Origin of the sequence: Emergencia sp. 1XD21-10 (assembly GCF_009936045.1) — a bacterium.
In the GTDB taxonomy this organism is placed as follows: domain Bacteria; phylum Bacillota; class Clostridia; order Peptostreptococcales; family Anaerovoracaceae; genus Senimuribacter; species Senimuribacter intestinalis.
Window position 1 is genome coordinate 1 of the sequence record NZ_QWEQ01000038.1, and the last position, 15,172, is coordinate 15,172.

14 protein-coding genes are annotated in these 15,172 nt (G+C 43.4%); 10 read left to right on the plus strand and 4 right to left on the minus strand.

Annotation, left to right across the window (positions count from 1 at the left end; genetic code table 11):
- Together D1151_RS15405 and D1151_RS15410 are read left to right on the plus strand one after the other, a co-directional pair.
- Nucleotides 1-405: sigma-70 family RNA polymerase sigma factor (locus tag D1151_RS15405; RefSeq protein ID WP_161909477.1), on the plus strand; the 405-nt coding region annotated here is incomplete at its 5' end.
- A 70-nt stretch (nt 406-475) separates the two neighbouring features.
- Nucleotides 476-973: a hypothetical protein gene (locus D1151_RS15410; protein WP_161909478.1), complete on the plus strand. Its 498-nt coding sequence runs from the start codon at nt 476-478 to the stop codon at nt 971-973.
- 8 nt (nt 974-981) lie between these two features.
- On the opposite strand, the gene D1151_RS15415 is transcribed toward D1151_RS15410, so the two are convergent.
- Complete coding sequence (locus tag D1151_RS15415) at nt 982-1,395, minus strand: DUF4251 domain-containing protein (protein ID WP_161909479.1); 414 nt, start codon at nt 1,393-1,395, stop codon at nt 982-984.
- 694 nt (nt 1,396-2,089) lie between these two features.
- Between D1151_RS15415 and D1151_RS15420 the strand changes: the two genes are divergently transcribed.
- The 3 genes from D1151_RS15420 to D1151_RS15430 are packed head-to-tail and all read left to right on the plus strand — an operon-like array spanning nt 2,090 to nt 4,952.
- Complete coding sequence (locus D1151_RS15420; RefSeq protein WP_161909480.1) at nt 2,090-3,490, plus strand: YfcC family protein; 1,401 nt, start codon at nt 2,090-2,092, stop codon at nt 3,488-3,490.
- Nucleotides 3,491-3,531: 41 nt separating this feature from the next.
- Nucleotides 3,532-4,713: a M20 family metallopeptidase gene (locus D1151_RS15425; RefSeq protein ID WP_160201786.1), complete on the plus strand. Its 1,182-nt coding sequence runs from the start codon at nt 3,532-3,534 to the stop codon at nt 4,711-4,713.
- Nucleotides 4,710-4,952 (plus strand): hypothetical protein, encoded by a 243-nt coding sequence (locus D1151_RS15430; protein ID WP_160201787.1) that lies wholly within the window; start codon nt 4,710-4,712, stop codon nt 4,950-4,952. Before D1151_RS15425 ends, D1151_RS15430 begins: the two co-directional genes overlap by 4 nt.
- Nucleotides 4,953-5,049: 97 nt before the next feature.
- On the opposite strand, the gene D1151_RS17410 is transcribed toward D1151_RS15430, so the two are convergent.
- Entirely contained in the window at nt 5,050-5,130 is an 81-nt protein-coding gene (locus D1151_RS17410; RefSeq protein ID WP_369122407.1) for a hypothetical protein, read from the minus strand.
- Here D1151_RS17410 and D1151_RS15435 point away from each other — a divergent pair.
- The 3 genes from D1151_RS15435 (at nt 5,096) to D1151_RS15445 (ending at nt 8,754) form a co-directional block, all read left to right on the plus strand.
- Nucleotides 5,096-6,322, plus strand: a complete 1,227-nt coding sequence (locus D1151_RS15435) for an amidohydrolase family protein (protein WP_350339729.1) — start codon at nt 5,096-5,098, stop codon at nt 6,320-6,322. The genes D1151_RS17410 and D1151_RS15435 overlap by 35 nt on opposite strands.
- Nucleotide 6,323: 1 nt before the next feature.
- Complete coding sequence (locus tag D1151_RS15440) at nt 6,324-7,268, plus strand: DMT family transporter (protein WP_161909482.1); 945 nt, start codon at nt 6,324-6,326, stop codon at nt 7,266-7,268.
- Nucleotides 7,269-7,416: 148 nt separating this feature from the next.
- Complete coding sequence (locus D1151_RS15445) at nt 7,417-8,754, plus strand: acetyl-CoA hydrolase/transferase family protein (RefSeq protein WP_160201790.1); 1,338 nt, start codon at nt 7,417-7,419, stop codon at nt 8,752-8,754.
- Between the two features lie 73 nt (nt 8,755-8,827).
- Here D1151_RS15445 and D1151_RS15450 read toward each other — a convergent pair whose 3' ends face one another.
- Nucleotides 8,828-9,778 carry an AI-2E family transporter gene (locus D1151_RS15450; RefSeq protein WP_161909483.1) on the minus strand — a complete coding sequence of 317 codons (951 nt, stop codon included), beginning with the start codon at nt 9,776-9,778 and terminating at the stop codon, nt 8,828-8,830.
- A 387-nt stretch (nt 9,779-10,165) separates the two neighbouring features.
- Here D1151_RS15450 and pflB point away from each other — a divergent pair, with 387 nt between their 5' ends.
- Together pflB and pflA are read left to right on the plus strand one after the other, a co-directional pair.
- Complete coding sequence (gene pflB / locus D1151_RS15455) at nt 10,166-12,397, plus strand: formate C-acetyltransferase (protein ID WP_160201792.1); 2,232 nt, start codon at nt 10,166-10,168, stop codon at nt 12,395-12,397.
- 66 nt (nt 12,398-12,463) lie between these two features.
- Nucleotides 12,464-13,171, plus strand: coding sequence for a pyruvate formate-lyase-activating protein (pflA, locus tag D1151_RS15460; protein WP_161909484.1), 708 nt, complete (start codon nt 12,464-12,466; stop codon nt 13,169-13,171).
- Nucleotides 13,172-13,230: 59 nt separating this feature from the next.
- Here the strand turns inward: pflA and nhaC are convergent, their stop codons facing one another.
- Nucleotides 13,231-14,721, minus strand: coding sequence for a Na+/H+ antiporter NhaC (gene nhaC / locus D1151_RS15465; protein ID WP_161909485.1), 1,491 nt, complete (start codon nt 14,719-14,721; stop codon nt 13,231-13,233).
- Nucleotides 14,722-15,172: the final 451 nt, after the last annotated feature.

Sequence of the window (15,172 nt, forward strand, 5' to 3'; positions counted from 1 at the left end):
TACGAGTCCTGTGAGCAGGAGCTTGACAGGATTAGCGCAGAAGAATATGCGTCAAAGATAGACTTCAGCGATGAAGATATCTTTGAAATGGTAAATAGTCTGAAGCCGCCAGCGCCGGAAATAATCAGACTCCGCTATGTATCGGAATTGAGCATGGTGGAGATAGCAAAGCTTTTAAAGATGAATTACAATTCGGTGAAAACGATAGAACGCAGAGCGAAAAAAGAACTGGAGAAAATGATAAGTGAGGGAAAGCATGAAACGAGAAGAGAGAGAAAACCTGAAGAAGAACGAGCAGAAGTTTATGGAGGAGATAGGAGCGGCACTGAAGAGACACGAAAAGAAGACAAAACTAGACGCAGAGGTGTTGGAAGGCTGGGTCGCAGCTGCCAAGGAAAGGAGTAGGGCTAGAAAGAGAAAGTATATGGCTGCGATATCCTGTGTTGTGATTGTTTGCGCAGGTACTTTTAGTGCAATGAACTTGCTGGTGCCGGATGCTGCAATTGCTGGGAAAAATGGTCCAATTACTACAGAAGAGGGCAACAATACAATTGTAAAAAATAATGCGGAAGACCCAGGAGCAAACTTAGGCGGTGATACGATGATTGAAACAGAATGGGATAAGGTTGCAACCGTAAAGAAAAACTATCCAGACTTGCTGATTCCAGGCTATGTGCCAGAGGGATATGAGTTTAAAGAGTTGCGGGTAGAAGTGACGGAGTTAGTGCAGAATTACATATATGTATACGAAAAAGGAGAGAGTACTTTTAGAATCACTCAAACTGATGATACAGATTTAAAAATGATACCAAATTATAACCGTGCTTTTAATACGACGCAGGGTATTAAAATTATGATGAAGGAAGATGAAGAAAAAAGTGCACATTTTCTTATAGAAGAGAGTTTGTGTACAATAGGCGGAGCTTTATCAGATGAGGAATATTCTGCTATTGCAGATGGATTAGAGAGATGATAGGCGTTTTAGAAGGGGTCGGAGTAGGAAGTGGAAGTATATTTGCTGCCGCGATCGTATTCGTCAGTAGAGACACATTTTACTCTGTAAACAATACCTTTTTTTACGGTCCATTCGTCATAGGTAAGAACATTAAATTTATTTGTACCGGTGTATTTAATCGTGTTGCCACTGACATCAGTAGCTGTCACCCAGCTGCTGCCGGATTTCTTCTGTAAAGTGATAGTAACGGTATATTTGTCAGCAGTGGCTGAGAAGTTGATAGCGACACTAGCCGCTGCTTTTGTATCACTAATTCTTTTAGTGCTAAATCCAATAGAACCAGTACTATATGTCGAACCTGTATCTGCAGAGGCAAAAACAGATGTCATTCCAAGGGTTAGAGCGAGCATGAGAAACATGCAGACGAATTTTTTTTTCATGGTTTTCCTTTCAATCATTGATAAGAGTAAACTTTCGCAAGGCAAGTATATCTTGCCTTGTTTTTATTGTCAACTTTTAAGAAACCATTGGCAAACACAAGGAAAAATGCGCGCTAAAAGTAGTCTGAAATGCATATATTTGAAGAAAATCATCAAAATATGCACTCAGTTGTGCGTAAAATTTGAAAAAACCTTTATAATATGCACAAATGGGGTGTCTGGATGAAAAATATCAACTCAATCAGGCTGAAAAGGTGCATATTTTTTCTGATTTCTTTAAAAATCTGCACAGATTGATGAAGAAACGTGCATATATTGAGGAAAAATCCGGATTTTATGCATGCTAGAGGGCACGAGCAGAATTCTTTCTGAGATAAAATGATACGGAAATCGTTTTCATAGGCTTGCTGTGACGAGCAGCAAAAGAAAAACAACAAAATGCAGTGCTTTATATCTGCATACCAGTAAGAGAGCAGAAAGTGTGCAGACTTTAGTCCTTTGTGAGGCTGCTGTGCATGTGGAAATATGGATTTGCCATCTGTAAAGTTTTTCTTGCACTTCAGATTTATAGAAATATTCAGTAAAGCTAGTTTTTTTACCAAAATAACTAAAACCGGATATATACCGGGGGGGGGGGGTAACATATAATGGTATAAAATATATTTTATATCTTTAATCGAGTAAGGAGCGAAAAATGGAAAAAACAAAAAAGAAATTCCAAGTACCACACGTGTACGCATTACTCACAGGCCTTATTATTTTATGTGCAATTCTAACGTATATTGTTCCGGCAGGGGCCTATGATATGATGGTGCTGGACGATGGCAGAGAAGTTGTAGACCCTGATACTTTCCGCTATATTAATCAGACGCCGGTGGATCTGATGGGCACTATGAGCGCTGTATTCAGGGGAATGCTGGGAGCAGCTGATATCGTATTTCTGATTTTTATCTTTGGTGCGTGCTTTGGCGTAATCGGGGATACAGGAGCGATTGAGGCAGGACTTGTCAAAGTTTCTAAAGCTCTTGCAGGAAAAGAACTTTTTATCATTCCGGTTATGATGTTCATTTTCTCACTGATGGGAGCGATCATCGGTTCAGCAGAGGATTTACTGCCGTATATTCCAATCTGCGTAAGTCTTTGCCTCGCATTAGGCTTTGACTCTATCACCGGTACAGCTATCGTACTTTGCGGCGGTGCGGCAGGCTTTGGCGGCGCCTTTATGAACGCATATACAGAGGGCGTTGCGCAAAGTATTGCGGGACTTCCGATGTTCTCTGGACTGGGATACAGAATTGTTGTGTATGTATCTATGGTAGTTGTTACAGTTGCATTTGTTATGATTTATGCACGCAGAGTCAAAAAGAATCCGACCCTTTCCAGAATGTATGAAGAAGATCAGAAGAGAGAGGACAAACTGGAACTGGATGAAGAATTACATCCGTTTGGAATCAGACAGAAACTGGTTCTGCTGGCACTGCTGATTACCATTGTTCTTCTTGCGTATGGAACTATTCAGTGGGGCTGGTACTTTAATGAAATTGCGGGACTTTTCTTTGGCCTGGCGATTGTGTCAGCTATCATTGGCGGCATGTCAGTCAATGAGTTTGCAGAATCTATTTCCAACGGAATGACTGGAATTTGCGGAGGCGCATTAGTTTGTGGTTTCGCCAGAGGTATCATGGTAGTGCTGACAGACGGCAATATCATCCATACACTGCTGCATGCAACTGCAAATATCCTGATGCAGCTGCCTTCAGTGATTTCCGCAGTTGGTATGTATATTTTCCAGTGCTTACTGAACTTTATCATTCCATCCGGTTCCGGTCAGGCTGCAGTGTCCATGCCGATTATGGCGCCGCTTGCTGATATGGTAGGTGTAACCCGTCAGACTGCAACGCTGGCATTCCAGCTGGGCGATGGTATTTCCAATATCTTTACACCGACATCTGGCTACTTTATGGCAGCCTTGGCACTTGCAAAGATTCCTTGGGAAAAATGGGCAAGATGGATTCTGCCGTTAATTGGAATTCAATACTTATTAGGCGCAATTCTGGTTGTAATTGCACACTTAATGCAGTGGGGACCGTTCTAAGAACGACATACTGGAGTGAAATTTAAGAGGTGAGTAAAATTATGAAAACATATACGAGCCTTGTGAGAAAGACCGATGAAAAAATCGGTCTTTTTCACAAGGAGCTGATGGCTCTTAGTGATGATTTGGCAGATCATCCGGAAGTAGGCGGTCAGGAATACCGAACTACAGAAAAAATGACTGCCCTTCTTAGAGAAAAAGGATTTACCGTGACATATCCTTTTGCGGGCTTGGAAACAGCATATAAGGCGGTTTTTGGAAATAATGACCATAAATATAAAATTGCGCTGCTTGCAGAATATGATGCACTTCCAGAACTGGGGCACGCCTGCGGACATTGCCTCAGCGGCTCTATTAGTATACTTGCAGGTATCGCACTTTCTGCACTGCAGGACGATTTGGATGTGGATATTCATATCATTGGAACCCCTGACGAGGAGTATAACGGCGGTAAACCGAAGATGATTCGCACCGGTGCTTTTGACGATTATGATATGGCGATGATGATACACCTTTACGATGCCAATCAGGTTTATACGAAGCTGCGGGCGCTGGATACCTATACCTATTATTTTCATGGGAAAGCAGCCCATGCTTCGGCGGCGCCTTGGGATGGACATAATGCCTTTAATGCCTGTCAGCTGTTCTTTCATGCGATCGATATGCTTAGGCAGCACGTGAAAACGGATATCCAAATACACGGCATTATCAGAAATCCGGGAGAAGCGCCGAATATTGTACCGGAGGAAGTATCTGCAGAACTTTACATTCGCGGATTTGACAGACCTTATCTGAATCAGGTCAACAAGATGATTGATGACTGTGCAGCGGGTGCTGCGATTGCAACCCAGACTACCTGGGAGAAGAAAGCAACTGCAGAAAGGTACGATAATCTGCTGATTTTACCCTTTGGTAATGCTCTGCTTGCAGAAACCTATGAGGAAATGGGACTTACTTTAAACGGCAATCCCGAAGAACTCTTTGGGTCTTCCGACTGCGGCAATGTAAGCTTTGTCTGCCCAGTCTTTCATCCGACCTTGCAGGTGGTGGACAAAGGCGTGCCAATACATACCAGAGAATTTGCCGATGCTATGAAGACAGACAGAGCACACAAGGCACTGGCGACTGGTGCGGGTATCATTTGCCGCCATGTGATTAAAATGCTGGCGGATGAAGAAAACTTAAAGAAACTGAAAACAGAATTTGAGGAGAAAAAGGCATGATGTACGTAAGAGCATTTTTACCTGCGATTTTGGCGTTGCTGGCATTTCTGATGCTGCTTCGCTATGGTTTTAATAAAAATGCGCTGATTCTCGGTGCTAGTGGCGCTATGGCGGTGTATTTGCTGGCAGAAGCCAGACTTAGTCTAGTTTCTACTGTCAATGGAGCAGCACTAACTTTTACACTGGTCTATGCTATAATTGCTATTATGAATATGAGGAAGAATAAAAGAGGTAAATAGATATGATGGATTTACTGATTATAAACGGGCGTTACCCTGACTTTCAGGCGGCACAAATAAAGAAAGCCAATATCGGTGTTCGTAATGGGAAAATTGTTTATTTAGGGGAAGATATGCCCGAGGCAAAGAAGACCTTAGATGCGATGAACCAAATTGTATCGCCAGGCTTTATTGATATTCATATGCATGAAGATGATTTGCTGGGAGAAGATGCAGAATATATAATCGGAAATATGATGCTGAAGATGGGAGTGACGACAGCCTGTGGCGGAAACTGCGGCATACAGAGGCAGAGGCTGGCTGAATTCAAAGACCGGGTAGCGAAACTGGGCGGAAGTCCTGTCAATATGGTTATGTTTGCAGGTTACAATCAGATGCGCTATGAACTTGGATTGGGACATTATGAGCGTGCGAATGAACATCAGAGAGAAAGCCTGCGAACATTGTTAGAAGAAGAGCTGCGGGAAGGCGCTTGCGGTATTTCTTTTGGAATAGAATATGACCCTGCGATAACCTATGACGATATGATGGAAGCGCTGGCATTGCTGAAAGATAAGAGATATCTGGCATCGGCACATTATAGAGAATCCGGCATCGGTGCCATCGAGTCCATAGAGGAAATGCAGCGTTTATCAAAGGATAGCGGTGTAAAGTTTCAGATTTCCCATCTGTCTAGCTGCTCTGCGACCGGGCAGATGGAAGAGTCTCTGGCTCTCATTGATAAACTGATTAGCGAAAATCCGCTGCTGGATTTTGATACTTATCCGTATAACGCCTTTTCAACCTTGATAGGCAGTGAGGTATTTGAAGAGGAAAGCCTGAATCAGTGGTGTGAGGATATCAGCGCCATTATGCTGACAAAAGAACCTTATAAAAACACCTATTGCACAAAAGAAATTTTAGACGAGGCGAGAGAAAAATATCCTGACATGATGGCGGTGGGCTTTATTATGAATGAAGAAGAAATTTCTGCAGCAATCTCCAGTGAACACGGTATGATTGGCAGCGATGGAATTCTCTTTGGCGGTGATGGACACCCGCGCGCTTCAGGCACTTTTCCCAGAGTTCTGGGGAAATATGTAAGAGAAGAAAAGGTGATTTCTTTACTTGACGCTCTTGCCAAAATGACCGTCAGACCGGCAGATAGATTGTCTTTATCGGACAAAGGAAGAATAGAACTTGGCGCTGATGCGGATTTGACTATTTTTGATGAAACGACTATAATAGATGGTGCCACCTATGAAAATATCGACGTGCAGCCTGAGGGGATAAGCTATGTCATCATAGGCGGTGAAATTGCTATGCAGCATAAAGAAATCGTCAGTGATAGACTTGGACGGTTTATCAGTTTTCATCAGAGAGAAGATTAGAATGAACAAAGAACACTATTTACAAAAAACGAGTATTGTTTGTTTACTGGCGCTGCTCTGCTGTTTCTTGTGGGGCAGCGCATTTCCATGTATTAAAATCGGCTACCGGCTTTTTGCCATCGAAAGCACAGATACCTGGTCGCAGATTCTTTTTGCGGGCATTCGGTTTACGCTAGCGGGTGTGCTGGTGATTCTGACAGCAAGCGTGCCGCAGAAGAAGATTCTGTTTCCGAAAAAAGGCTCCTGGGGCATGGTGGCAAAAATCAGCATGGCGCAGACCGTAATTCAGTATTTTTTCTTTTATGTGGGGCTTGCCCATACGACAGGAGTAAAAGGTTCTATCATAGAGGGAGCCCATGTTTTTCTGTCGATTCTTATTGCATCACTAATTTTTCATCAGGAAAAAATGACGAAGGCGAAGAGTGCAGGCTGTGTTATCGGGTTTTCCGGTGTGATTTTAGTTAATGCCAGTGGAGCCGAGGGTCTTGGCGGCGGTCTTGCGCTCAATGGTGAGGGGTTTCTGCTCATTGCTTGCGTGTCTTATGCCTTTTCCTCGGTACTTGTAAAACTTTATTCTGCAAAGGAAAGTCCGGTGGTGCTCAGTGGATATCAGTTCATGATGGGCGGCGTGATTATGACGGCTGCAGCATGGATTGGCGGAGGTCATTTGACGGTAACAAGCCTGTGGGCATATCCAATGATGGTTTATATGGCATTGATTTCGGCAGTAGCATACTCCGTTTGGGGCGTGCTCCTCAAATATAATCCGGTTTCAAAGGTCACCGTCTTCGGCTTTACCACGCCGGTGTTTGGCGTTGTGCTTTCCGCGCTGTTTCTTACAGAAAGTGGGCAGATTCCGTGGGTACAGAGTCTTGTTGCGCTGTTGTGTGTCTGCGCCGGCATTTTCATTGTCAACCGCGGAGAAACATTAGAAAACACAGATTGACTATAAATTAACAAAGAATTGATTTTTTTTTGACAATTTGAGGAAACTGTATTGATTTCAATACAGTTTTTGTTATAATAGTAGTAAGTGGTTTTACACTGCGGCTTGATTATTAGAACTTTGAATCATAAGAAAGGAACATATTACTATGAACGTTTATGAAGAATATCGTGCGAAACTTCGCACCGCAGAAGAAGCAGTTAAAGTTGTTAAAGACGGAGACTGGGTTGACTACAGCCAGACGTGTTCTTTTCCGGAAGCGCTGGACCGTGCGCTGGCAGGAAGAGTAGGAGAAGTAAAGGACGTTAAAGTCAGACATGCAATCAGCATGAAACCGGTTCAGATTGTAGAACAGGATCCAAATCAGGAATCCTTTACTTATAACCTGTGGCATACTTCCGGTCTTGATCGTAAATACTGCGACCAGGGCAGAGCATATTACTCCCCAATGCTGTTCAGACACTGCGGCAGATATTATACGAAGGGTTTTGCGCCAGTAGATGTTGCAATGATTACAGTAGCTCCAATGGATGAGCACGGCAACTTCAACTACGGTCTGACTAACTGCTGTCTGCAGGAGATGCTGGATCAGGCAAAGACCATTATCCTGGAAGTAAATCCGAATATGCCGAAGATTTACGGTAAATGCACAGATCATATCCATATTTCTCAGGTTGACTATGTTGTTGAATCTGATGCTGAGCTTGCAACTACACCAGTAGGTAAGGCTTCCGACATCGACAAACAGATTGCAGAATATATCTTCCCTTACCTGGAAGACGGAATTACACTACAGCTGGGTATCGGCGGCATGCCTGATTGTCTGGGCATGCTCATTGCAGAGTCCGACCTGAAAGACTTAGGCATGCATACTGAACTGATGTCTAACGGATATCTGAAATTATATCAGTCCGGTAAAATGACTGACAGAAGAAAGAACATTGACAAGGGCAAAGGCGTATTCTCTATCTGCAGCGGTTCCAGAGAACTGTACGATTTCTTAAACGAAAACCAGATGATCGTATCTGCACCAATGGCATACGTAAATGACCCGGCCACCCTGAGACAGCACGAGAAATTCGTTTCTATCAACAGCTGTATTTCTATGGACCTTTATGGACAGGTATGCTCCGAAACAGCAGGTACCCGTCACATCAGCGGTACTGGCGGACAGCTGGACTTCGTAACAGGTGGTCTGGAGTGCCCGAATGGAAAAGCATTTCTTGCATTCCCTTCAAGCCGTGTTGACAAAGAAGGCAACCGTCACTCCAACATCTTCCCTAAGTTCACGCAGGGTGATGTAATTACAACACCGAGAACGCAGGCACCTTATATGGTAACTGAATACGGTGTAGCAGTACTTCCTGGCAAAGCAACTTGGCAAAGAGCTGAAGCCATCATTGACATTGCGCATCCTGACTGCCGCGAGGATTTAATTAAGGCTGCTGAAGAACAGAGAATTTGGAGAAGAAGCAACAAACGTTAATTTGTGTGAATTTTTCCATCCCAATAATAAAACCGTCCCTCTCAAAGATGAGCAATCGAGAGGGGCGGTTTTATTATTGGGATTGTGCCCATTTTTCAAGAAGAACTTTTATAATACCAGCCAGAGGAACTGCCAGAATCATCCAGAGAAGACCTCCAACGGCTCCGGCTGCGGATACAGAGATTAGAACGAAGAATGGGTGCAGCCCAGTGGATTTTCCAATGATACGCGGATAAATAAAATTCGATTCTACTTGTTGAACGGCAAAAAGCGCCAGCGCAGCAAGTATAGCTTTGGAAAGTCCGCCCTGAGCCAGTGCAATTAGGGATGCGGGAATAATACCGATGACTGGACCGAAGTAGGGAATTACGTTAGCTATGCCAGCAAAACAACCGATAAACACAGAAAAGTCAACGCCAATCAGTGCAAGCGCAAGTGACGATAAAAAGGCGACAATGACCGAATCTACAAAGACGCCTCGCAGAAATGCAGAGACGACGTCGTTTATGGAAAAAGCAATTTCCCTGAGAATGCCGTGCGCTTTTTGACCCAAAAAAAGGTGCAGTCCCTTGTTGCACAAGCGAAGAAAGAAATCCTTATCTTTCAAAAGGTACATAGCAGCAACGGCGCCGATAAAGAATTTTGTAAGACCGCTTCCGAGGCTTTGTACCATCAGTACTACATCAGCTTGACCGAAAGATATGCCAAATAGCTGCCTGATTAGGGATTTATACTCTTCATAGTAGGCTTGCAGTGAAGTGACGATACTTTGTAGAGACCCTGCTGTTAGATGATCGCAGGCGATATCAGCAAAGCCAACGGCTAGCAGGCAAAATGTGCCTGCCACAGTCAGATAAGCAAGAAGAACGCAAAGAAAACGCTTGGCTGAAAGTTTTTTCTCCAGCCAGCAGACATAAGGATCCAGAATATAGGCGATGGCGATGCCGAGAAATGCGGGGACCAAAGCGCGGCGCAGAAAAAAGAACGCCGTAACGATAAAAAATATGATAAGCAGTTTTAACATAGTTTGCGGAAACCTCCTGAAAATAGTATGTTAGAATAACAGGAAAAATATAAAAGATAAAGCTGAAAATTTTAGAGGTAGGCAAAGTAAATTCTGCGGTAGAGACAGGAGAATAAAAGGTGACTTAGGTATTGTGAGAATCTATTGAAAATCACTGGTATAGAAGCATTTTTTATGTTTCAAAAAAAGAACAAAAAACTTTGCATAAGGGTGTTGACGAAAACATTCTTCCGCTGTATTATGATAGCAGAAAAAGGGTTACCCATCAGGTAGGAATTGAGAACTGAAGGTGTAACCAAAAAATTGTACCAATTTTGTATACAAGATACAGAATTCAATACACTACCCCTAAATATGATTAATTAACAGTAAAGGAGAACATTGAACATGAGTAATGCATGGGAAGGCTTCAAATCAGGAGCATGGGAAACTACAATTAACGTGGATGATTTTATCAACACTAACTATACTCCTTATGATGGAGACGAAAGCTTCTTAGCAGGTCCGACTGCAAGAACTACAGAAGTGAACGACAAAGTAAAGAAACTGCTGGTTGAAGAAAGACACAACGGCGGTACTCTGAAAGTTGACGCAAGCAGAATCATGAGAATCAACGCTTTTGATCCTGGCTACATTATTGAAGGAAAGGACCTGATTGTAGGTCTGCAGACTGATGAACCTTTGAAGAGAGGTATCTGCCCGTTTGGCGGAATCAAAATGGTAAGAGAGGAAGTTGCTGAATATGGCGAAAAACTTCCTGAAGAAGTAGAATTCATGTTCAACTATGTAACTTCTCATAACGATGGTGTATTTAAGGCTTATTCCCCTGAAATGAGAAAAGCAAGACACCTGGGATATATCACAGGACTTCCTGATGCATACGGCAGAGGCAGAATCATCGGTGACTACAGAAGAGCTGCACTGTACGGCATTGACAGACTGATCGAAGCAAAGCAGATTGACCACGACGAAATCGCATCAAGACCTATCATGAGCGAAGAAAATGTAAGACTGGCTGAAGAAATCTGGAACCAGATTGCTGCTCTGAAAGAAATCAAGAAAATGGCTGAAAAGTACGGCTATGACATTTCCAAGCCAGCAACTGACGTAAGAGAAGCAATCCAGTGGACTTACTTCGCTTACCTTGCAGGTATCAAAGAAGAAAATGGCGCAGCAATGTCTCTGGGAAGAACAGCTACTTTTATCGACGTTTATGCTGAAAGAGACCTGGCAAGCGGAAAATATACAGAAGAACAGATTCAGGAATTCATTGATGACTTTATTCTGAAGCTGAGAGTTGCAAGACATCTGAGAACTACTGAATACAACGAACTGTTTGGCGGAGACCCTATGTGGATTACAGAAGGTCTGGGCGGCGTAGGCGCTGACGGCAGACACAGAGTTACTAAGATGACTTACAGATATCTGAACACTTTATACAACCTGGGTGCTGCACCGGAACCAAACCTGACAGTTCTCTGGTCCAAAGACCTGCCTGAACCGTTCAAAAAGTTCTGTGCACAGGTTTCCATCGACACAGACTCCATTCAGTACGAAAACGACGACAAGATGAGACCGGCTTATGGCGAAGACTACTCCATCGCTTGCTGTGTATCCGCAATTCAGATGGGACAGCAGATGCAGTTCTTCGGCGCAAGATGTAACCTGGCTAAGTGCTTACTGCTGGCTATCAACGGCGGTATCGACGAAAGAACCGGCGAGCACATCGGACCTCAGATGGAATCCATGCCGGATGGTCCTTTAGACTTTGATGAAGTATGGAGAAGATACAACATTTATCTGGAATGGCTCATGAGCGTATATGCTAGAATCATGAACATTATCCACTTCATGCACGATAAATATGACTACGAAAGATCCCAGATGGCATTCCTGGATTCTGAAGTGAAGAGACTGATGGCGTTTGGTGTTGCAGGTTTCTCTGTAGCAGCTGACTCCCTGTCTGCAATCAAATATGCTAAGGTTACTCCAATCAGAGATGAAAACGGCGTAATCGTTGACTTTGAAACTGAGGGTGATTTCCCTAAATACGGAAACGACGATGACAGAGTAGATGAACTGGCAGTTAAGATTTCCGAAAAATCCATTCAGGAACTGAGAAAACAGCCGGCTTACAGAAACGCTGTAACAACTCTTTCTGTACTGACTATCACTTCCAACGTTATGTACGGTAAGAAGACCGGTAACACGCCTGACGGAAGAAGAGCTGGAACTCCGTTTGCGCCAGGTGCAAACCCAATGCACTGCAGAGATAACCACGGTGCAGTTGCATCCTTAAACTCTGTAGCTAAGATTGACTGGGATACTTGTCAGGATGGTATTTCCAATACCTTCAGCATTACACCGGATTCCCTTGGGAAAGACAGAGAAGACAGAAAAGAAACTCTGGTTAAATTGCTCAGCGGATACTTTGGTCAGGGTGCACACCACCTGAACGTAAACGTGCTGAACAGAGAAGTGCTGATGGATGCTTATGAAAATCCAGACAAATATCCTTCACTGACAATTCGTGTATCCGGTTATGCAGTAAGATTTAACGCATTATCCAAAGCACACCAGAAGGAAGTTATCGACAGAACATTCCACGAAGGACTGTAAAGATTATGACGCAAAAGGGAATATCGCGGAGCGGTATTCCCTTTTTAAAGATGGGAGGATTACAGTATGAACATGGGATTGCTGCACTCCATAGAAACCTTTGGAGCAGTTGATGGTCCTGGTATTAGAACTGTGTTTTTTCTGCAGGGCTGCCCGGCAAGGTGTGCTTATTGCCATAATCCGGACACCTGGCGCACTGACGGCGGACACCGCGCTACGGTTGGTGAAATTGTTGCCCGTGCAAAGAGGGGAATTCCGTACTATGGAGAAGACGGCGGCGTGACTTTTTCAGGAGGAGAGCCGCTTATGCAGGGGAAATTTGTGTCTGAGGCAATCAATGCGCTAAAAGAAGAAGGAATCAGCAGTGCCATTGATACCAGCGGAACCTATTTTGACAAAGACTCCGAGGCTGCTATTGCAGTGGCAGATTTGATTCTTTTGGACATTAAACACGTGGATTCGGAGGAGTTTCATAACCTGACCGGAAGGTATCAGGAAACTTTATTTAAAGTTATTGACGCCATTAACCGCTTTGGAAAACATGTGTGGATTAGACAGGTGATTATGCCAGGATATAACGATACAGAAGCGTATATCGAAAGTCTCAATGGCTTCCTGCGCCGCATTAAATATGTGGACAAGGTGGAACTTCTGGGATACCATAACATGGCAGTTAACAAGTACAAAAAACTTGACATTCCGTATAAGCTGGCGGATATGCCGCCGATGAACAAACAGCGACTTATGCAACTTAATGAATTGGTTAGAAAATAAAGAAGAGAACCGGCGAGGAGTATCCCGCCGGTTCTTTTATCAGTATAAGGTTGATATAGTTAAGCTTCTAATGCTTCCAGAGCCTCTTTCTGCTCTCTTTCTCTTTCGCTGAGTATCTTTTGGTATTCTTCTTCGCTCATCTTGGTCATGGTAATGCCGGTGTAGCCGAAGATAATGGAAACTACAGGATTTAACCAGTTGAGAATTGCATACGGAATATAACCGCTTCCTACGCCCAAGAAGGATCTCATGGTTGCGCCGCAGGTGTTCCAAGGGAAGAAGTTGGATGTAATAGTTCCGGAGTCTTCCAGACACCTGGACAGGTTCTTTGGTGCCAGTCTCATGTCTTCGAACGCTTCCTTGAACATTCTGCCAGGTAATACTAATGCTAAGTACTGGTCGCAGCAGATTGCGTTTACGAAGACACAGGAGAATTCTGTAGCCAGAACCAGACCGCCTCTGCCTTTTGCTACTTTCAGCAGCAGCCCTGCAAAGGTGCCCATGATGCCAGTTACATCTACGATACCGCCGAAACACATTGCGCAAAGAATGATGGAAATGGTCCAGAACATGCCCTGCATGCCGTCACAGGACAGTAAGCTTGCTAGCTCTTGAATGATTGCCGATGCATCATCAGAGACTGAACCCATAGCAACACCGTTATTTAAAATATTGAAAATGTTTGCAGTTAAGTCGTCATCGATAGCAGCTTCGATATATGGTCTGTTCCAGAACATCAGAGGAACACCGATAAATACGCCGCCCAGCAGAGATGGTAATGCTGGTAGCTTTAAGATTACTGCAGCAATTACAAATACTGGCGGAACCAAAGCGATAATGCTAATATTGGAAGATGCTTCAATAAATGCAGTAATCTCGTTCAATACACCAAGGTCTGGTGCATTGGAGGAAGAATGCATGAATCCCATAACAGCATATGCAACCAGTGCGACTACTAAAGATGTACCGGTGGTATAAATCATATGCTTAATGTGATCGAACAAAGTAGCGCCTGCCATAGCTGGAGCCAGATTTGTGGTATCGGACAGCGGAGACATTTTGTCTCCAAAGTAAGCACCGGATACTACGGCACCAGCAGTCATAATAGAAGGAAATCCCAGTGCGGTACCTACACCAATCAGTGCAACACCCATGGAGCCAGCCGTGGACCAGGAAGAACCGGTCGCCAGAGATACGATAGCACAAAGGATACAAGCAGTTACCAGGAAAATGCTCGGGCTGATAACCTTGATACCATAGTACATCATGGAAGGAATTGTGCCTGCAGCCATCCAAGAAGCAATCATACATCCTACGATTGCAAGAATTAAGCAAGCTTGCATAGAACGGTTGATGGAGGCAAGAATACCTTTTTCAAGATAAGCCCATTTCCAGCCGTTTGCAGCAGCAACGATGCCGCCGACGCAGGCGGCTAAGATTAATGCGATATGAGGCTCTCCACCTGTGTCTTTCAAAATAGACCACATCAGCAGACCGACCATCGCAAGAATGACAATTAAGCATTGCCATAAAGGAATCTTTCTACCCATAAATAAGTCCTCCTTAAAAATAAAATCAAGTAAAAAATCCTAGGCTATATAGCCATTTTTATTATAATTCTGAAAAAAAGATTTGTCAAGTTAATTAAAATTCTCAGTCACATTCTTGAATGTATATCCTGTGCATAAAATGCATTGAGTTTACAAACATATGCGGCATTAAAAACAAGAAATAAAGTTACATGTAATCAATGACGAAAAAAGAGATCAGAGATTTTTGTATATACATATACAAAAATATGAAATAAAATGACAAAAATGATTAAAAAAATTTTTTTTAACAAGGATAGACAACCGGGGAAGTATATTCAGGAATTATATGTAAGAAAAATCTCCAATGGTAATGCTGGGAAGGAGAGATGAAAAGCGCTGAAGGATTCAGAAAAAAAGAACAATAGAAAAAAGGGAAAAAGGTACTTGACGGGAGAAGAAAAGGGTGATA